Source organism: Planktophila turicensis (SeqCode) (assembly GCF_965234405.1).
Classification (GTDB): domain Bacteria; phylum Actinomycetota; class Actinomycetes; order Nanopelagicales; family Nanopelagicaceae; genus Planktophila; species Planktophila turicensis.
On the sequence record NZ_OZ248346.1, the window covers coordinates 183,110 to 201,685 of the forward strand.

The following is an 18,576-nucleotide window of genomic DNA, read 5'->3' on the forward strand; positions in this document are numbered from 1 at the left end:
ATCGTGGCAGGAGGCACTGACAATTACGCGTAGGCTGTCCTACTTATGAGCCTCTCTATTGGAATCGTCGGTCTTCCGAATGTCGGAAAGTCGACCCTTTTTAATGCTCTGACCAAGAACAATGTCTTGGCCGCTAACTATCCCTTCGCCACCATTGAGCCCAATGTCGGCGTCGTGGGCGTTCCGGATGAGCGTCTAGCCAAGCTCGCCACAATCTTTGGCTCCGAAAAGCTTCTTCCAGCCGCGTTGTCGTTCGTTGATATCGCAGGCATCGTGAAGGGCGCATCTGAAGGCGCTGGCCTTGGAAATAAGTTCCTCGCCAATATCCGCGAGACCGATGCAATCTGTCAGGTCATCCGCGTCTTCACCGATGGCGATGTTGTTCACGTTGATGGTCGTATCGATCCATCGAGTGACATGGAGACCATCAATATGGAACTCGCGCTCGCAGATTTACAGACAATCGAAAAGGCAATCCCACGTCTTGAAAAAGAGGCGCGTGTTGCAAAAGAGAAGGCGCCAATTCTTGAAGCGGTTAAGGCTGCAAACGAATGGTTGCAATCAGGAAAGCCGCTGTCACAATCAAAGATTGATCGCGAACTTCTTCACGAACTTCATTTGCTTACTGCAAAGCCATTCCTTTATGTATTTAACGTCGATGCTGCAGAACTTGCCGATGAAGAGCTGCGTAAGAAATTATCAGCACTTGTTGCACCTGCTGAAGCAATCTTCTTGGATGCAAAGACAGAAGCGGAACTTGCCGAACTTTCTGATGAAGATGCTCTCGAACTTCTGCAGGCAATTGGTTTAACAGAACCAGGTCTTGCAACTCTCGCGCGCGTTGGTTTCGACACTCTTGGTCTTCAAACTTACCTAACAGCAGGTCCAAAGGAAGCACGCGCTTGGACAATTCATAAAGGCGATACCGCACCAATGGCAGCGGGCGTCATTCACACAGATTTCCAAAAGGGTTTCATTAAAGCTGAAATCGTTTCTTTTGCCGACTTGGTAGAAGCGGGCTCTATGGTCGAAGCGAAAGCTAAGGGCAAAGTGCGTATGGAAGGCAAGGAATACATCATGCAAGACGGAGACGTAGTGGAGTTCAGATTCAATGTCTAATACACCAGTTCAAAACACAGCCCGCGCACGCCTTAACCAGGCTCACCTCAAGGATCTTCCAAAGAAGACCCGTGACAACCTTCGCAACGTAGCGATCATCGCTCACGTTGACCACGGAAAGACAACACTCGTTGACGCGATGTTGTGGCAGTCCGGAGCCTTTGCTGCACATAAGAAGCAAGAAGAAGGCCAAGACCGCATGATGGATTCAATGGATCTTGAACGCGAAAAGGGAATTACGATTCTTGCGAAGAACACTGCGGTTCGCCGTGGTGACACCATCATCAACATCATTGATACACCAGGCCACGCAGACTTCGGTGGCGAAGTTGAACGTGGTCTTGAAATGGTTGATGGCGTAATCCTTCTTGTCGATGCATCTGAAGGTCCGCTTCCACAAACTCGTTTCGTATTGCGTAAAGCGCTACAGAAGAATCTTCCAGTTATTTTGTTGATCAATAAGGTCGACCGCCCTGACTCACGTATTGCAGAAGTTGTCGACGAGGCATATGCACTCTTCCTTGATCTCGATGCAAATGAAGAGCAGATTGAATTCCCAGTTGTGTACGCATCTGCTAAGGCAGGCCGTGCATCACTTACTCGTCCAGCTGATGGTGGAATGCCAGAAGAAGAGAACCTCGACGTACTGTTCGACACAATCTTCTCTGCAATTCCAGCACCGGTTTATCACGAAGGTGCGCCGCTTCAGGCACACGTAACAAACCTTGACTCTTCACCATTCCTCGGACGTTTGGCTCTCTGCCGCGTTCACGAAGGTGTCATCAAGAAGGGCCAGACAGTTTCTTGGATTAAGACTGATGGAACTACAGAACGCGTAAAGGTTTCAGAACTTCTGATGACTGAAGCTCTCGAGCGCGTACCTGCACTTGAAGCAGGTCCTGGAGACATCATTGCGGTTGCTGGTATCGAGACAATCACATTGGGTGAAACCCTTGCTGATCTCGAAAACTCACACGCGCTTCCACTTATTACTGTCGATGAACCATCAATTTCGATGACAATCGGTATCAATACATCTCCACTAGCGGGCAAGAGCGGCAAGATGCTTACTGCGCGCCAGGTTAAGGATCGTCTTGATAAAGAGCTCATCGGTAACGTTTCACTCCGTGTTCTCAACACCGAACGCCCAGATACATGGGAAGTTCAGGGACGTGGCGAACTTCAGCTCGCTGTTCTCGTTGAAATCATGAAGCGCGAAAGCTTCGAACTCACTGTTGGTAAGCCACAGGTTGTTACCAAGATGATTGACGGAAAACTTAACGAACCAATGGAGCGCCTAACAATTGATGCACCTGAAGATTACTTAGGTGTTCTTACTCAGTTGATGGCTCTTCGTAAGGGCCGTATGGAGCAGATGGTTAACCACGGAACCGGTTGGATCCGTCTTGACTACAAGGTTCCATCACGTGGACTTATCGGTTTCCGTACCGAGTTCCTTACAGAAACTCGCGGAACAGGTCTTCTGCACCACGTATTCGACTCATACGAACCATGGTTCGGTGAACTTCGCACACGTGCAACAGGTTCTCTTGTCTCAGACCGTATCGGCGCAGTGACTTCTTATGCACTTGCAGGTATTCAAGAGCGCGGTTCAATCTTCGTTGAACCAGGCGATGAAGTTTACGAAGGCATGGTTATCGGTGAGAACTCACGTTCTGACGATATGGATGTCAACTGTGTTCGCGAAAAGAAGCTCACCAACATGCGTGCTTCAGGTACAGATGATTCTGAAAAGTTGATTCCACCTAAGAAGCTCAACATGGAAGGTGCTCTCGAATTCTGTCGTGAAGACGAGTGCGTTGAAGTAACTCCTGCAGTCGTTCGTATTCGCAAGGTGACTCTCGATGGCGCAGAACGCGCTCGAGCAACATCACGTGCGAAGAAGAATAACCAGAACTAGTTATTACAAGGAGCTGTCGTGAATCGAGTTATTCGTTTACTCGCATTTACGACAGCTTCCTTATTTCTCACGACGCTTTCAATTGCTCCATCTCATAGCCATTCAGCTCTCGTTAGCTCGATTCCTAAGGCAAGTGCGACTCTCACTACGGCACCGGCAAGTATTACTCTCAATTTCAATGAAGATATCTTGGAGTTAAAAGGTAAGCAGATTTCAACCGTTTCACTTGCGACAGTTGCTGGAAAAGTGATTGCACTCAAGAAGCCGCAAATAACAGCGAATCGACTTACTGCCCGCGTCTCGTCACCAGCTCTGAAGTCAGGCAAATATCAAATCTCGTATCGAGTTGTATCAGCCGACGGCCACGTCATCACTGGTGGCTACACATTTTCCATAGCTCTCACTAAGGGCAAGTGAGCCATACACGCTGATTGTCAGCCCCTTAGGGTTGAATACGAACTGTGAGTAAAGCCCCTGTAACGCCGCTTCGCCTGGTGCGAGCCGAAGTTCAGAGCGGTTCTCTCGTTCTCTCTGATCAGCAAAAAGCAGCAATTGCCCATCGCGGTTCACCACTCATTCTAACTGGCGCAACCGGTACCGGTAAGACAACGGTTCTGATTGAAGCCGCGCTCTCGCGTATTGCAGCAGGGCAATCTCCAGATTCAATTCTTTTACTTACATATGGGCGCGAACGTGCATCTGAAATGCGCGATGCGATTGTTACACGTTCTGAAAAGACAGCCTTCGAACCTCTGGCGCGCACATTTCACTCACTTGCTTACTCAATTCTTAAGATGCGTACTGGCGATAACTATCGCGAAATCGTTCTACTCTCTGGCGCCGAACAAGAAACCTTTATCTCTCAACTGCTCGATGGCGATATCGAAGATGGTTACAAGAAGTGGCACGATGATTTAAAGAAGAGCCCTGAATCGCTAGGCGAACCACTGCAGACACAAGGCTTTGTCCGCGAACTCCGCGATTTGATTATGCGTGCAAACGAACGCGGAATTACACCTGATGCACTTGCTACACGAGGCCATCAACTTGGAGAAAAGTATTGGGAAGGCGCCGCTGATTTCTGGAAACGTTACTTAGGCGCGATGACCCTGCAAGAAGTATTGGCAGGAGATGCCAAGGTCCGTATCGATCCATCTGAAATCATCAACTCAGCAATTAACTATTTGCGCGCTAACCCTGAATTGCTCACTGAACTGCGTGCTCGATTTACCACGATCATCGTCGATGAATTCCAAGAGAGCGATCCTGCTCAGCGCACCCTGCTTTCACTATTGGCAGGCTCAGATCTCGTTATCGTGGCCGATAGCGCAAGCGCTGTTGGTCGCTTCCGCGGTGCAGATCCTGAAGGTATTGCCGATGTTATCAACGCCTACATCAAAGCAGGTGCAAAGACGATTGAGTTAACAGAGAATTTCCGAGGAACACCGGTCGCGCAGACTGCCCGCTTATCTTCTGAATCAGAAGAAGCGCAGTACATCGCCTACCAATTCAAGCGCGCACATTTGATGCAAGGTGTTCCATATTCACAGATGGCAGTGATTGTGCGTTCGCATGGGCAGACAGCATCAGCCATTCGACGAGCATTCGCTCAGGTATCTATCCCAACTGCTGGTGATGTCGAAGCGCTAGCTAATAACGCTGCCATTGCTCCATTCTTACTACTAGCTCGCGTTGCCACAGGCGCACAGCCTCTCAATCTCGATACTGCTGAAAAGTTACTGACATCTGAATTCGGGGGAGCAACATCGGTCTCACTTCGTCGCACACGTGCTGCGTTGCTTGCTGCCCGTGATGAAGTCAGCGATAAGCGCTCTGGCACACAGTTGATTCTCGATGCCATCACAACGGGTGATGTTGCAATTGAAGACTCTGCCGAGTTGTTACGAGTACATCATCTGCTTGCTCAAGCTAAGAAATCAATCGCCAAGAAGAACGCAACCATTCACGATTTGTTATGGGCTATCTGGGATAACGCAACCAATAGCGATAACGAGAAGATTGCTGAAAGCTGGCGGACTGCAGCACTTCGTGGTGGTTCACGCGGAGCATCAGCTGACCGTGATCTCGATGCCATGATTCAACTCTTTGATACTGCAGCGCGTCACATTGAACGTTTCCCTGGCGCAAAACCAGATCTATTCCTCACCGAAATTGCCAACGAAACAATTGTCTCTGACCTCATCACCGCCCGCGGAGTACGCCCTGATGTCGTTGAAATTCTTACTGTGCACTCTGCCAAAGGTCGCCAGTGGCGGTACGTTGCAGTTGCTGGAGTGCAAGAAGGTGCCTGGCCAAACCTCAAGCAGCGCAGCTCATTATTGGGTGCCGAACGACTTGTCGAACGAGTACGCCATGGTGATGAGCTTGCACAAGTAACTCTCGACATGATTGCCGCATCTTCGCTGGCAGAAGATGAAGCGCGTCTCTTCCATGTTGCAACTACCCGTGCACGTCAGTCACTACTTGTCACTGCAATTTCTCGCGAAGATGAAACCCCATCGATCTTCTTTGAAGATCTTGCTGACTCTCTTGGCACTTCAGCATCCGATGTAGAAGTTCCGAGGCCGCTTACAGCTTCGGCACTCGTTGCCACTCTGCGTCGTGAGGTAAATCTGACTGGCAACACATCTGCTGCTTCACTTCTGAAGACCTTAAGTGCCAATGGAATTCATTTGGCACAACCATCTCAGTGGCTCGGAACAGCGCCGATAACGAGCGAACTGCCTGTCATCGATGAAGGCGCGCTTGTTCCGGTATCTCCTTCGGGTGCTGAAAACTTCACTGAATGCGGTCTGAAATGGTTCCTCGAAAAGAGCGGCGGCACCGATGGCGATTCAACTGCGCAGTTGCTGGGCTCTGTTATTCACGAATTCGCTCGCATAAAGGTAGAAGAACCTGGAATCACTGATGAAGCGTTGCAGACCAAACTGATTGATTCATGGCCACTGATCGACGATAGCCAAGGTTGGATCAGCCATGCGTCCCTCGCTCGCGCTAAGAAGATGCTCGAGCGCTTCTCTGTATTCCACCAGAAGTCTTTATCTGACAATAACCGCACCGTTGCCGGAGTCGAAAAGAGCTTTGAGATCACCGTTGGCCGTGCGCTCATCCGCGGAAATGTTGACCGCATTGAAGTTGATAGCGATGGCAAGCACTACATCATCGACTTTAAGACCGGTAAGAAAGAGATTTCAGGAGATGATGCCAAGAGCAACTTGCAGCTTGCGTGTTACCAGCTTGGCGTTGTTCTCGATGGCTTTGAAGAGAAGTTGAAGTCAACTGATGTCACAGGTGCGCAACTTGTCTATTTAGCAAGTAAGAACAAGAGCTACAGCACTCGCGAACAAGATGCACTCGTTGATGTCGAAGCAACTACTGCCATCCTTGAAGAGATTGCAGTTGGTATGGGTGGTGCAACATTTACGGCCCGCAAGAACGATATGTGCAAGCAGTGCAAGGTAAAGCCTTCCTGTCCGCTCTACCTCGAAGGTAAGGCGGTGCATCAATGAACGAGAAATACTCACCTGACAAAGTCGCCGAGATGATTATCTCGATTGACCCAACTTTCCATCTTCCCTCTGATGAGCAACGCCCCATCATCTCGATTTATGACAATCCACTCGAACCTGCAGTTGTCATCGCAGGTGCTGGTTCTGGTAAGACGGAAACGATGGCAGCTCGCGTTGTGTACTTAGTTGCCAATGAAATCGCCAGACCTGATCAGATTCTCGGACTTACCTTTACTCGCAAGGCAGCAGGCGAACTCAATACCCGTATCCGAAAGCGCCTTCGTCAATTCCAGCAGGCGCAAGATAAGCAGGGTATTCCGCGCACTTTTAGCAGCCTTGATACAGCAGTGACTACTTATCACTCTTATGCAGGTCGCCTCTTGAGCGAACATGCCATCCGTTACGGCATCGATGCAGATGTTCAACCACTCGGTGAAGCAGCTTTATGGATGAGCGCCAATAAGTTGGTGCGCGAATGGGATGACGGCACCTTTGCAACGACAGATGCAGCAAGCACCGTGGTCAAGGATCTCTTAGGCCTCACCTCAATGGTTCTCGAACATCGCGCTACCGTGGCTCAAATCTGCGAAGCTGATGAAAAGTTACTGCAAGAAGTTATTGCGATGACAGGTCAGACAAATGATGAGACTCGCAAGGTTGCCAAAGTTCTCAATCAGCGCATCGCGATGCTTCCAATGATGGAGGCATTCCTTGAAGCGCGTCGCCAATCCGGCGAACTCTCATTCGATGATCAGATTGCACTTGCTGCAGATATCGCAGTCAACTTCCCTGATGTCGGAATTCTTGAGCGAGCCAAGTACCCCATTGTCTTGCTTGATGAGTATCAAGATACTTCGCAATCACAAGTGCGTTTACTCTCGGCGCTCTTTGGCCAGGGACATCCAGTCACAGCAGTCGGTGATCCTTGCCAATCTATCTACACATGGCGCGGTGCATCTTCTGGAACCATCAGCGCATTTAACGCAAACTTTCCCAAGGCTGCAGGTTCTACCGGCAAAGATGTCTACGAACTTCTGACTACCTATCGCAACGATGAATCCATTCTTACTCTTGCAAATGAAATCTCAGCCGATGTCCGCAAAGACGAGGGCATCACCGTTGCAGCGCTTAAAGCCCGTAAGGGTGCCGGAAAAGGAAATCTCACCTGCGGCGTCTTTGAAAACCTTGAAGGTGAAGCAAGTGCAATCGCTGAATACTTTGCACCGCTCTGGAATAACCCCGAGCGCATAAAGGCAGGCGCAAAGGTTCCAAAGACTTTTGCTGTCCTTGTCCGAAAGCGCGCACAGATAGCGTTGATTCAAGAAGCGTTGGCCGAAGCCGGAATCCCTTCTGAAGTCCTTGGTTTAGGTGGACTTGTGCACGTTCCTGAGGTCGCAGATCTCGTTGCGATGCTTAAGGTCATCAACAATCCTGATGCAGGCGCATCATTGATGCGTCACCTAACTGGCCCGCGTATCAACTTAGGACCTCGCGATATTGCAGCCCTTGGTCGCTTTGCTCGATCACGCTCTGAATCTTTATCTGCCGATAGCCGCAGCATTGTGAAGAATATTGTTGCTGGCAATCCACAATCAGCTGAAGCAGATGATCAATTTATCGGTAGCGTCATTGATGCACTCGATGAAATCGAAGGTTGCGATAAATCTAAGTTCAGTAGCGCTGGATATGAGCGCCTGACAACCTTCGCCTCTGATCTGCGCCGCTTACGTTCACGCGCATCTGCTCCAATTACTGATCTGATTGTTGATATCGAGCGTTACCTCAACCTTGAAACAGAAGTTATGTTGCGCGATGGTGGAACCCATGGCCGTCGACATCTTGATCGTTTTATGGATGAAGCAGCAAAGTTTGCTCGTAGCGGTGGCACTCTCTCTGCATTCTTACAATGGCTCGATGTTGCCAGTGAAGAAGAGGGCGGTCTTAAAGCTGGAGCGCCAGATGTCGATGCATCTGTCGTTCAGATTCTCACCATCCATATGGCAAAGGGAGCCGAATGGGATGTCGTTGCAGTTCCAGGGCTAGCTGAAGGAACGTTCCCTGGTGCAAATACATCTGATCCCGATAATTGGATTACCAACGAACGCCATATTCCATTTGCCTTGCGCGGAGATGCAAACATCTTGCCGGTATTTTCTTGGAACGCAGCAACAACTAATGCAGCTGCAAAGAAGGCAATCGATGCCTTTGCCCAAGAGTGTGTTGATTTCAAGATGCGCGAAGAGATTCGACTTGGTTACGTTGCAATGACTCGTGCGCGCACACATCTCTTCTGTTCCACATCATTCTGGCGCGATGGCGCAAAGCCGGTGGCTCCATCAGTCTTGTATGAAAAGGTCGTTGAGGTCGCAAGTGCAGTAGGGACAGTGCTTTCAGCCCCTGAGGCCCCTGCCAGCACTGATCGCAACCCCGCAAAAGATATTGAGATTACTGCCCAGTGGCCACGAGATCCTCTTGGCAATCGTCGCGCAGAGTTCAATCGGACTGTGGCCCTGGTTGATTCCTCAGCACCTTTCGACCTTGCAACACCACCAAGTGAAGAGATGCGCGGTTTAGTTGAAGATGCGCAAGCAATTATCGCTGAGTTTAATGAGTATAAAGCGGGTGCTCTCGATGTTGCTCTACCTGCGCGTCTTTCTACCTCAACGTTGATTGCGCTGCACCAAGATCCTGCAGAACTTGCTCGCACAATCCGCCGCCCTATGCCACGTGCAATGGATGAGTACTCACATCGTGGAACCGCATTCCACTTATGGATTGAAAACCACTTCAATGCCAAAACGCTCTTCGATGATGAAGATTTCGATTTGCTGACGCCATTTGAAGAAGATCAGAAACTCGAAGATCTTAAATCGAAGTGGCTGGCATCAAGCTGGGCTTCACTGCAACCACATGCAGTCGAGGTTCCTTTTGAAACTGTAATTGCGGGTGTTCTTGTTCGTGGTCGCATCGATGCTGTCTATAAGACAGATGCTGGTTTCGAAGTAGTCGATTGGAAGACTGGTTCTAAAGTCCTAGGCGAATCCTCTGCCGTACAGCTCGCTGTCTATCGTCTAGCGTGGGCGAAGTTACAGGGTGTTGCAGTTGATCAAGTAACTGCTGTTTTCCATTATGTGCCCACAAATACAACAGATCGACGAGCGAACCTCCTTACGGAAGCTCAACTCATCGATCTGTTGAGTGTGAAGTAGTACTACTTTTTCTTCTTGGCGCTCAGTTCGAAACGGTCAAGGTTCATTACCTTGTTCCATGCAGCGATAAAGTCTTCAACAAACTTCTTCTCTGCATCGTTGCTTGCATAGACCTCAGCAAGTGCGCGCAGCTCTGAATTTGATCCGATGACCAAATCAGCGCGGGTAGCGCTCCACTTTACTTTTCCGGTCTTGCGATCGTGTGCCTCAAAGAGGTTGGTATCGCCAGCCTTTGGAGCCCACTGATACTTAATATCGAGGACGTTGATAAAGAAGTCAGTACTAAGAACTTCCTTCTTATGGGTCAAGACACCTGTCTTTGATCCATCGTAGTTAGCGCCGAGTACGCGCAGACCACCCACGAGCACAACGAGCTCTGGGGGAGTCAGCGATAGCAGAGCTGCCTTTTCTACCAATGGAACTTCAGCAGGACGTGTATCTGCCTTGTTGGCGTAGTTACGGAATCCATCTGCACTTGGCTCAAGAACTGCAAAGGAAGCGACATCTGTCTGCTCTTGCGTTGCATCTGTGCGGCCAGGAGTAAATGGAACCTTCGCCTTAATGTCATTGTTCTTTGCTGCAAGTTCGATACCGACGCAACCGGCCAAGACAATGAGGTCTGCAAGTGAGACCTTCTTATCTGACTTCTTATTGAAGTTGGTCTGAATCTTTTCGAGGATAGCAATAACCTTCTTGAGTTCCTTAGGGTTATTTACCTCCCAATTACGCTGTGGTTCAAGGCGGATACGTGCACCATTTGCCCCACCGCGCTTATCGGTGCTGCGGAATGATGATGCAGATGCCCATGCAGTTGTCACCATCTGAGCGATTGTTAACTCACTCTTCTCGATGCGCTTCTTCAGAAGATCAATCTCTGCCTTACCAATGACCTTCTTTGGCTTTGCAGGAAGTGGATCTTGCCAAATCAACTGCTCCTTTGGAACAAGTGGTCCTAGGTAGCGAGCGATTGGTCCCATGTCGCGGTGAGTTAACTTAAACCACGCACGTGCAAATGCATCAGCAAATGCATCGAGATCTTCGGCAAAGCGACGTGAAACCTTTTCGTATGCAGGATCCATACGCATTGCTAAATCTGTTGTGAACATAACGGGAGCATGTGTTTTGCCCTTGATGTGTGCGTCAGGGACAGCCTTTGCAGCAGATTCATCTGTTGGGATCCACTGTGTGGCTCCTGCTGGTGACTTTGTCTGCTTCCACTCGTACTTGAAGAGAGTCTTAAAGTAGGTGTTATCCCACTTCGTTGGAGTTGGAGTCCATGCACCTTCTAGGCCACTTGAAATTGTCTCTGCACCATTACCTGCGCCATTGCTGTTCTTCCAGCCAAGACCCATCTCTTCGATTGGCGCGGCTTCGGGTTCTGCTCCTACATACTTTCCAGGATCTGCAGCACCGTGTGCCTTACCGAATGTATGACCACCAGCAATAAGTGCGACAGTCTCTTCATCATTCATCGCCATGCGTGCAAATGTTTCGCGGATATCGCGAGCAGAAGCTAGAACATCTGGCTTTCCATCTGGACCTTCAGGGTTTACATAGATCAAACCCATCTGCACAGCGGCAAGTGGATCTTCTAATTTACGATCTCCGCTGTAACGCTCGTTGGTAAGCCACTCTTGCTCTTTACCCCAGTAAGTCTCATCTGGTTCCCACACATCTGCGCGACCACCACCGAAACCAAATGTCTTAAGCCCCATTGATTCAAGAGCACAGTTACCTGCAAGGATCATGAGATCTGCCCACGATAAACGCTTTCCATACTTCTGCTTGATTGGCCAAAGAAGTCTGCGCGCCTTATCGAGGTTAACGTTATCTGGCCAGCTATTCAGTGGTGCAAAACGTTGCATACCTGCACCTGCACCACCGCGACCATCGTGTGTGCGATATGTACCAGCGCTATGCCACGCCATACGAATAAAGAATGGACCGTAATGTCCGTAATCTGCTGGCCACCACTCTTGTGATGTCGTCATCAACTCTTCAATATCTTTCATTACCGCTTTGAGATTGAGCTTTGAAAATTCTTCTGGGTAATCAAAGTTTTCGCCCATTGGATCTGACACTGGTGAGTGTTGGCGAAGTACGCCGAGATCAAGTTGGTTAGGCCACCAATCAGTGTTGTAGGTGCCTTCCTTATTGAGCTTGCTACCTGTGTAAGGGCACTGCGCTGCCGATGTCTGACCTGCAGCGCCATTAGTTGAGTATGAAGGAGTTGATTCTTTAGTCATGGGCCAAGGCTAATCAATCCACGGCAATTGCACTATTTGAAGTTGCTACTCGAAGATTTCTACCCCGATGGGAAGGTGGTCACTCACCCCTGTAGGCGCAAAATTTCTCACCGAATATTCACCGAATGCGAGGTCGGGGGTGAGGATGTAATCGAATTGAATCTTGGCGCCCCAACTTGGATAGGTGTTCTGGGTGACAAGGGATTTCCATGACGATGCAACGATCGGCAGATTCTTCGGAAGGTTGAGATCGCCTAAGACAATGGCGCGAGTGCCGGTTGATTCTGCAATCTGTAACGCCCACTTCTTCACGCGACGTAGCTGCGCAAGATTAAATCCTGGAACAAAAGAGAGATGCGTATTGACAACGGTAAATCCATTTTCTAGAACTGCCGCAATTGCTAAACGTGGTTCATCCTTCACATAGATAAATCGCGGCTTACCTTTTCCGGTTTCATCACCAGGGACAACAAGTGGAAGACCGAGTGGAGAATTTCCTAAGTTAAGACGATGCCAACTCAGAACTGGAACTTTGGAAACAATCCCTATTCCATAAGATTCGTGCATTAACTCTGCATGGCTCGAAGTCGACGAAATAATTTCTGGTTCTGCAGAATTTAACTTTCTCCATGATTCACCCGGTGTGCCAATTACGCTGGGCGCCATCGCCCAATCGCGGGCCCCAATACTTTCGGCGATATCTCTCATCTGGGGGCGAGATTGGGAACGCGGCAAAAAGTGATCGACTTCCTGAAAAGCGAATACATCGGATTCAAGGGATTGCACGGCGCGGTTGAGAGAGCTGGTATCAACGCTTGCCTGTGGGGGAATGGCCATTCCATGCAGGAGATTCCACGAGGTGAGGCGCACCCCCACAGACTAGTAACCTGCACCTGTGAGCGCGATTCATCAGCACCCTTCCCACATAGATCGCGCCGGAGAACTGCGCACCAATCAAGGCACTCTCGATACTTTGTGGCAACAAGCCAAGATTCTTCATATCGCTGAAGGTCGCATCGCATCAGTCGATGAAAAACTCACATTCTCTAGCGCACTACAGATTTCCGAGCTTCTGGCATCAGGAAAGTTCACTGAAGGTTCTCGCTACTTCTTAGGTCTTGATCTCGATACTCGCGCTCCTTATTTTGCGTGGGATTCACAGTGGGTAGGTGAAGTTTCTGATGAGGTGAAGAGCGTTGGTTTCACAACTCTTCGCGAAGTCGGTGCGCAGCTTTCACCAATGGAATTTGAACTCTCACTTCATGCAACTGCCATCAGTAATTGGCATCGTGCACATCCGCGTTGTCCTCGCTGTGGTGGGCCAACACGTGTTGATCTCGGCGGAGCTGCGCGCTTCTGCGATGCAGATCAAAGTCAGCATCACCCTCGTACAGATTCAGCTGTTATCGTTCTGATTAAAGATCGCGATGATCGTATTTTGCTGGGGCATCAACCAGTGTGGCCCGAAGGTCGCTTCTCTACTTTTGCAGGATTTCTCGAACCAGGTGAAACATTTGAACAATGTGTTTCTCGTGAAGTCTTTGAAGAATCTGGCATCACAGTGAGCGAGATCAAGTATCTCGGCTCACAACCATGGCCCTTTCCTGCAAGCATCATGATTGCATTTGAAGCAGTAACTGATAACCCTGGCGTTGCAAAGGGTGACGGTCAAGAAATTACTGAAGTGAAATGGTTTAGCCGCGCAGAACTTAAAGCTGCAGCAGCCGATGGTTCACTTCTTCTTCCGCCAACTATCTCTGTTGCACGCAAGATGATTGAAGGATGGCTCGGCGAAAGCGCGCAGGGCGGCGAGACGTGGCGATAGAGGACGAGATCCTCGCTGCACTCGACCCAGATCAGCGCGCAGTAGCACTAGCAACCCGAGGACCAGTCTGCGTTATTGCAGGAGCGGGCACCGGTAAAACTCGTGCAATTACCCATCGCATCGCATATGCCGCAGCTATCGGAACGATGGATCCGCAGAAAGTATTGGCACTTACCTTCACTGCAAAAGCAGCGGGAGAAATGCGTGCTCGACTTCGTTCACTCGGTGTTCCCACCGTTGCAGCGCGCACCATTCACTCAGCGGCCCTGAAGCAACTGCTCTACTTCTGGCCATCTGTATTCGGTGGTCGCACACCAGATTTGATGACTACAAAGACCGGATTTCTTACCGAAGCAATTAATCGCGCTGGATTAGGCGATTCAATCCGCGCAACAAACCGCGAACTCATGCGCGATATTGCATCTGAAATCGAATGGGCAAAAGTTTCACAAGTTGCCCCAAGTGATTATGTGGATGAAATCTCTAAGCGCATGCAGAAACCTCGTGTCTTACCTGAGCAGATGGTGCAGATTTATACAGCCTATGAATCTGTAAAGAAGCAAGAGCTAGCAATCGACTTTGAAGATGTTCTTTTGCTCTGCGCTGCCATGCTTGAGGAAGAACGCGAAGTTCGCGAACGAGTTCAAGATCAATACAGATACTTCACTATCGATGAGTATCAGGATGTATCGCCAGTTCAACAACGCCTAATCAATGCTTGGCTTGGAAAGCGGAACGATATCTGCGTCGTTGGTGATCCTGCACAAACTATTTACTCATTTGCTGGAGCCACTCCAGTATTTCTCAATACCTTTACCCAACGCTTTCCTGATGCTGAAGTCATTCGCCTCAGCACCGGATATCGCTCAACTCCTGAAATTACCTTTGCTGCAAATGCGCTCTTGCGTTATGGATCTATGGGCCAAGAACTTGTTGCCCAAAACGACCACGGCAGTGCGCCTAGCGTCGTTGGCTATGCAGATGAAGCTGCCGAAGTAACCGGTGTGCTCTCAGAAATTACTTCTCTTTTGAGCGCAGGAACCCCACCACATGAAGTCGCAATCTTGGCTCGTACCAATTCACAGTTGAAGAGCGTTGAACGAGCAATGGTGAAGGTGAACTTGCCATACCAAGTTCGCAGTACAGAACGATTCTTTGATCGCAAAGAAGTTCGTGATTTCTTAGGCGAAGTTCGTAAAGCTTCCGTTATTCCTGCAGAAGGTCAAGGTTGGATCGATGAACTTCGCACACTTGCGCAGCCTTATTTAACAGATGAAGCAATCGATGGAATTGCCGCGCTTCTACATTTAGCGCGCGAACTCGATAGCGATGAGAACTTCACCCCGAAGACTCTGCGCGGTTACCTACGCGAAGTTGAAGATCGCGTGCAGCAGAACAATCCACCAACAATGCCTGTCGTAACCCTGGCAACTCTGCATGCAGCAAAAGGTCTTGAATGGGAACGCGTCTTCTTGATTGGCGCATCTGAAGGCCAGCTACCTGTTTCGGATGCTTCGATCGATGAAGAGCGCCGCCTCTTTTATGTGGGAATCACCCGCGCCAAGGCTGATTTACATATCTCTTACCGCAAGAGCCCCAGCCCATTCCTGCGTGAATCTGGGTTACTCGCCGGTTCTTAGCTCATCTCAGGCTCTTCCCGCTATTAATTAGGTTGCCAGAACGAATACCCCTCGCGTACCCTTACTCCATCTACTAGAAGAAGGAGTTGAAATGAATTCAGTATTCGCTTCAACAACAGCAGGCGCTCGTGCGTCTGTTCCTTCTGCTGCTCATACAACCTCAACAGCCACAGCTAAGCGCACTCATAAGCGTGCAGCTTGGCCCACAGCAACAAAGTCAGCGTTTTACGCCAACTTTTATGCAGTGGTTGAGGCCACAGGAGCTCTAGTCGAGTAATTCGAACAGAACCCACAAGGGCCTCAAATCCACAAAGGATTTGTAGGTCCTTTTTTATTTCCACATCAACCAAATAGAAACCACATAGATACGAAAGTAAGTAAAAGAGAGAAGAGGTGAGAGCTATGACAGTTCTCTTCAGCGAACTACAGGTACCAGGCTGGGCAGATAGCGGCGAAAAGATTGGCTTGAAGGATGTGACCTTCACATATGACAACGCCAAGGCTTTTACGCTCCCATGCCATTCTGCAGACCCTGAGCTCTTCTACTCAGAGACAGACCAGGGAATTGCAGAAGCGAAAGCGCTCTGCGGCACATGCCCATCACGTAACAAGTGTCTCGATGGCGCGCTTTCACGCCAAGAGCCATGTGGCGTATGGGGCGGCCAATTGATTGAAGATGGCGTGATCATCGAACGTAAGCGTCGCGCCGGTCGACCACCACGTCAGGTGATTGCAGCTGCTCGTTTAATCGAGAGTGAGATTTAGTAACTCCTGATTGAGATTAGAAAGCACATCCGCAGAGTGGATGGCGAGCAATCGCCACCACCTGTGGTTGGGCAACTCTTTGATAATCAACGGTAGTGATTTTTCCAAAGAGTTCAGCGTCTTTCAGTACTTCTCCTTCTGAAAGAGTTGCAGCATCGCAATAGGCAACAACGTTTGATGCAGCAAGGGCAGCAACTGCGTGAGCTGCAATATGAGGATATTCCTGAGTAACTTCAGCGCTCAGAACCCTTTGCGAAATAACGCCACTTTGATCACGTTCCACCAGTTCTGCGCAACGCAAACACGGCGTCTTTCCCGGAATTACTATCTGGCCAATTTTTGCGCGACCGCCTTCAGGGTGTGGAATATGTATAAATGTTTGTCCGTAGCTCATCCATAGAGCGAGCTTCTCTGGATCAATATCTCCGCAGACAATCACAAGGTCAGGTGTTGATGCTTCATCAAGATAATTGGCGCTTTTATCAAGTGGAAAGAGCGAGTAATCGCGCCTTACATCTTCGCGATTCTTGATAAAGGCAAAGCCATATTGAGCAGAAGTAATTCCATCGACGGCGATATCGAGATCACCGATCTGCGCAGTGCGCGCTCCCGGTGCAAAGCGGCTCTGCGTAAAACCGCTTGCGAGTAGAAGTGAATAGAGAAGAGTGGCAACGCGATTGTTGCCCGAAATCTCAATAAGGAAATTTTGGCGCGCACTCAGTAGCGCAACACCACCATCTGTGACATCGCTTCTCCATGTTGTCTGCTCGAGTTCAGGTGCAATTCGATTCTGAAGTTGGATGTATGCCCCATCACGTTGCGGCTTACTATTTTTGGAAGCTCGACCATCAATCTTCGAGATAAAGCGATCGCTAATTGTGATTGCGCCCTGCCTTGTATCAAGGAGCGATTGCTGGGCAAGCTCGGTCATCAGGTTATGGATTGCAATCGATGAGACCCCAGCGATGCGAGGGATATCGTCTTCGCGTACCCCTTGCGCAAGATGCTCGGCGATAATTTTCTGCTCAGCTGTGTAGATGCGAATTGCTCGCGTTGACGTTCCTAAGAAAAATTCGCCAGGAGTTGTAGTTTCAAAGAGTGATGTACCGCGCTTGAGTGTTCTCATAGCCGGGCATTCTCCGGCGAGCGCCGCAAGTGTTAAGCGAGCGCCCTTACTTGCTGTGGAAAAAGAAATAACCCCCGCCCATAAGGGCGAGGGTTATAACTACGTATAGTGACGTAAAACTTATTCTGGCTTCTTGCCGAGAATGCGATTTACCTTGGTGCCACACACTGGGCAGATGCCCTGTGCCATGCGACGACCAGAGTCTGAGATCTTTACAGTTCCCTCGAAATCACGCTTCTCTTTGCACTTAACGCAGTAAGCGTCACCCTTGTATGTCTCTACCTCTGTCATTTTTGCCTCCGTTCGACCCATGTGCTTGGCGCTCATGTGTACTGGCTGGAACGATACTCCCGCTCACGCTCAAAATACCGATTCCACGCGGGGATTGTGCGTAGAGATTTGGGCAGGGATTGGGCTAGATCTTCTCGAGTTCAACGGGGGCCAAGAGGGCTCGCTCGGCTGCCTCGTAGCCATCGAGATAGGCGCTGGCCAGCTCGGAATCCTCGAATCGAGCCAGGACCTCAGTGAATTCAGAGCCATGGTCGAAGTATTGGAGGTGGATCGCCTCGTGGAAGAGGACGTAATCCAGGGCGTAGGCGGGGGCGAGCTTGAGGCGGTCAGAGATCCGGATAGAACGGTCGACGCTCGTGCATGAGCCCCAGCGCTCGCGCATCGCCCGCCAGGTGACTGAAACGGGGCGTTCGGTGATTTCAGGGGCTAGCTCAGTCAGCAACTGGTCGATTCGGGCGATGAGATCGGCCTCGCCGGGGGTCTTGGACTCCTCTTGGCTGCGAATCTTGGCGATCATCTCGGGGACGATGGCGCGCTCATCGGCCTTGCTCAGGCGGGCCGGAATAGAGATGACGATACGCCCGCCTTGGCGATAGGCGGAGATGCTCTTTTTGCGACGGGTTGAACGGATAACAAGGATTTCACCCTCGTCGACCCCGGGAAGTGTGACCTCTTCAAAGTTATTTGAAAAGTCTCCAGTAGTCATTGAGGAAATGTATTAGATGCAATAAATAATGGAGGAGAAATCAAAGTTTTTGACAGAAAAAAAATTCTGTGTCTCCGCCATTTTCATTTGATTCTGCCCTCTATTCGTCGTACTTTTCGCATACGAAGTCCTCGGATAACCGTTTGATATCAGCAAGGGGAAGGCTGATATCAAAATGTGCGCCCGGGGACTTCGCTT

General features: G+C 49.8%; 14 protein-coding genes. 9 read left to right on the forward strand and 5 right to left on the reverse strand.

What is annotated here, in order from left to right; translation table 11 throughout:
• The first annotated feature begins 45 nt into the window (after window positions 1–45).
• From ychF to AC8GFK_RS00925, 5 genes are read left to right on the forward strand one after another with little or no spacing between them, the layout of a single operon-like run.
• Window positions 46–1,119: a redox-regulated ATPase YchF gene (gene ychF, locus AC8GFK_RS00905; RefSeq protein WP_095673075.1), complete on the forward strand. Its 1,074-nt coding sequence runs from the start codon at window positions 46–48 to the stop codon at window positions 1,117–1,119.
• Window positions 1,112–3,040, forward strand: a complete 1,929-nt coding sequence (gene typA, locus AC8GFK_RS00910; protein WP_506625353.1) for a translational GTPase TypA — start codon at window positions 1,112–1,114, stop codon at window positions 3,038–3,040. The genes ychF and typA overlap by 8 nt, the downstream gene beginning before the upstream one ends.
• An 18-nt stretch (window positions 3,041–3,058) precedes the next feature.
• Complete coding sequence (locus tag AC8GFK_RS00915) at window positions 3,059–3,457, forward strand: copper resistance CopC family protein (protein ID WP_506625354.1); 399 nt, start codon at window positions 3,059–3,061, stop codon at window positions 3,455–3,457.
• A 44-nt stretch (window positions 3,458–3,501) separates the two neighbouring features.
• On the forward strand, window positions 3,502–6,570 hold the full coding sequence (locus AC8GFK_RS00920) for an ATP-dependent helicase (protein WP_506625355.1): 3,069 nt from the start codon (window positions 3,502–3,504) through the stop codon (window positions 6,568–6,570).
• Window positions 6,567–9,779, forward strand: coding sequence for an ATP-dependent helicase (locus tag AC8GFK_RS00925; protein WP_506625356.1), 3,213 nt, complete (start codon window positions 6,567–6,569; stop codon window positions 9,777–9,779). Before AC8GFK_RS00920 ends, AC8GFK_RS00925 begins: the two co-directional genes overlap by 4 nt.
• Window positions 9,780–9,781: 2 nt before the next feature.
• On the opposite strand, the gene katG is transcribed toward AC8GFK_RS00925, so the two are convergent.
• Complete coding sequence (katG, locus tag AC8GFK_RS00930; protein ID WP_506625357.1) at window positions 9,782–12,025, reverse strand: catalase/peroxidase HPI; 2,244 nt, start codon at window positions 12,023–12,025, stop codon at window positions 9,782–9,784.
• Window positions 12,026–12,070: 45 nt separating this feature from the next.
• Window positions 12,071–12,895, reverse strand: a complete 825-nt coding sequence (locus AC8GFK_RS00935) for an endonuclease/exonuclease/phosphatase family protein (protein ID WP_506625358.1) — start codon at window positions 12,893–12,895, stop codon at window positions 12,071–12,073.
• 25 nt (window positions 12,896–12,920) lie between these two features.
• Between AC8GFK_RS00935 and nudC the strand changes: the two genes are divergently transcribed.
• The 4 genes from nudC (at window position 12,921) to AC8GFK_RS00955 (ending at window position 16,255) form a co-directional block, all read left to right on the forward strand.
• The gene (gene nudC, locus AC8GFK_RS00940; protein WP_506625359.1) at window positions 12,921–13,850 is read left to right on the forward strand and encodes an NAD(+) diphosphatase; all 930 of its coding nucleotides are present in this window, start codon (window positions 12,921–12,923) and stop codon (window positions 13,848–13,850) included.
• Window positions 13,841–15,490: an ATP-dependent helicase gene (locus AC8GFK_RS00945; RefSeq protein ID WP_506625360.1), complete on the forward strand. Its 1,650-nt coding sequence runs from the start codon at window positions 13,841–13,843 to the stop codon at window positions 15,488–15,490. Before nudC ends, AC8GFK_RS00945 begins: the two co-directional genes overlap by 10 nt.
• A 91-nt stretch (window positions 15,491–15,581) precedes the next feature.
• Window positions 15,582–15,767, forward strand: a complete 186-nt coding sequence (locus tag AC8GFK_RS00950; protein WP_095673083.1) for a hypothetical protein — start codon at window positions 15,582–15,584, stop codon at window positions 15,765–15,767.
• 125 nt (window positions 15,768–15,892) lie between these two features.
• The gene (locus AC8GFK_RS00955) at window positions 15,893–16,255 is read left to right on the forward strand and encodes a WhiB family transcriptional regulator (RefSeq protein WP_506625361.1); all 363 of its coding nucleotides are present in this window, start codon (window positions 15,893–15,895) and stop codon (window positions 16,253–16,255) included.
• A gap of 16 nt (window positions 16,256–16,271) precedes the next feature.
• Here the strand turns inward: AC8GFK_RS00955 and AC8GFK_RS00960 are convergent, their stop codons facing one another.
• The 3 genes from AC8GFK_RS00960 to AC8GFK_RS00970 all read right to left on the reverse strand — a co-directional run bounded on the left by AC8GFK_RS00960 (window position 16,272) and on the right by AC8GFK_RS00970 (window position 18,378).
• Complete coding sequence (locus AC8GFK_RS00960) at window positions 16,272–17,381, reverse strand: hypothetical protein (protein ID WP_506625362.1); 1,110 nt, start codon at window positions 17,379–17,381, stop codon at window positions 16,272–16,274.
• 120 nt (window positions 17,382–17,501) lie between these two features.
• Complete coding sequence (locus AC8GFK_RS00965; RefSeq protein ID WP_095673086.1) at window positions 17,502–17,672, reverse strand: DUF5679 domain-containing protein; 171 nt, start codon at window positions 17,670–17,672, stop codon at window positions 17,502–17,504.
• A gap of 124 nt (window positions 17,673–17,796) precedes the next feature.
• Window positions 17,797–18,378: a M48 metallopeptidase family protein gene (locus AC8GFK_RS00970; RefSeq protein ID WP_506625363.1), complete on the reverse strand. Its 582-nt coding sequence runs from the start codon at window positions 18,376–18,378 to the stop codon at window positions 17,797–17,799.
• Window positions 18,379–18,576 lie beyond the last annotated feature (198 nt).

Bases quoted from the DNA above. Each gene is read 5' to 3' on its own strand.
- katG (WP_506625357.1), bottom strand. From the start codon at position 12,025: ATGACTAAAGAATCAACTCCTTCATACTCAACTAATGGCGCTGCAGGT.
- ychF (WP_095673075.1), top strand. From the start codon at position 46: ATGAGCCTCTCTATTGGAATCGTCGGTCTTCCGAATGTCGGAAAGTCG.
- AC8GFK_RS00950 (WP_095673083.1), top strand. From the start codon at position 15,582: ATGAATTCAGTATTCGCTTCAACAACAGCAGGCGCTCGTGCGTCTGTT.
- AC8GFK_RS00965 (WP_095673086.1), bottom strand. From the start codon at position 17,672: ATGACAGAGGTAGAGACATACAAGGGTGACGCTTACTGCGTTAAGTGC.
- AC8GFK_RS00960 (WP_506625362.1), bottom strand. From the start codon at position 17,381: ATGAGAACACTCAAGCGCGGTACATCACTCTTTGAAACTACAACTCCT.
- AC8GFK_RS00970 (WP_506625363.1), bottom strand. From the start codon at position 18,378: ATGACTACTGGAGACTTTTCAAATAACTTTGAAGAGGTCACACTTCCC.
- AC8GFK_RS00925 (WP_506625356.1), top strand. From the start codon at position 6,567: ATGAACGAGAAATACTCACCTGACAAAGTCGCCGAGATGATTATCTCG.
- AC8GFK_RS00955 (WP_506625361.1), top strand. From the start codon at position 15,893: ATGACAGTTCTCTTCAGCGAACTACAGGTACCAGGCTGGGCAGATAGC.
- typA (WP_506625353.1), top strand. From the start codon at position 1,112: ATGTCTAATACACCAGTTCAAAACACAGCCCGCGCACGCCTTAACCAG.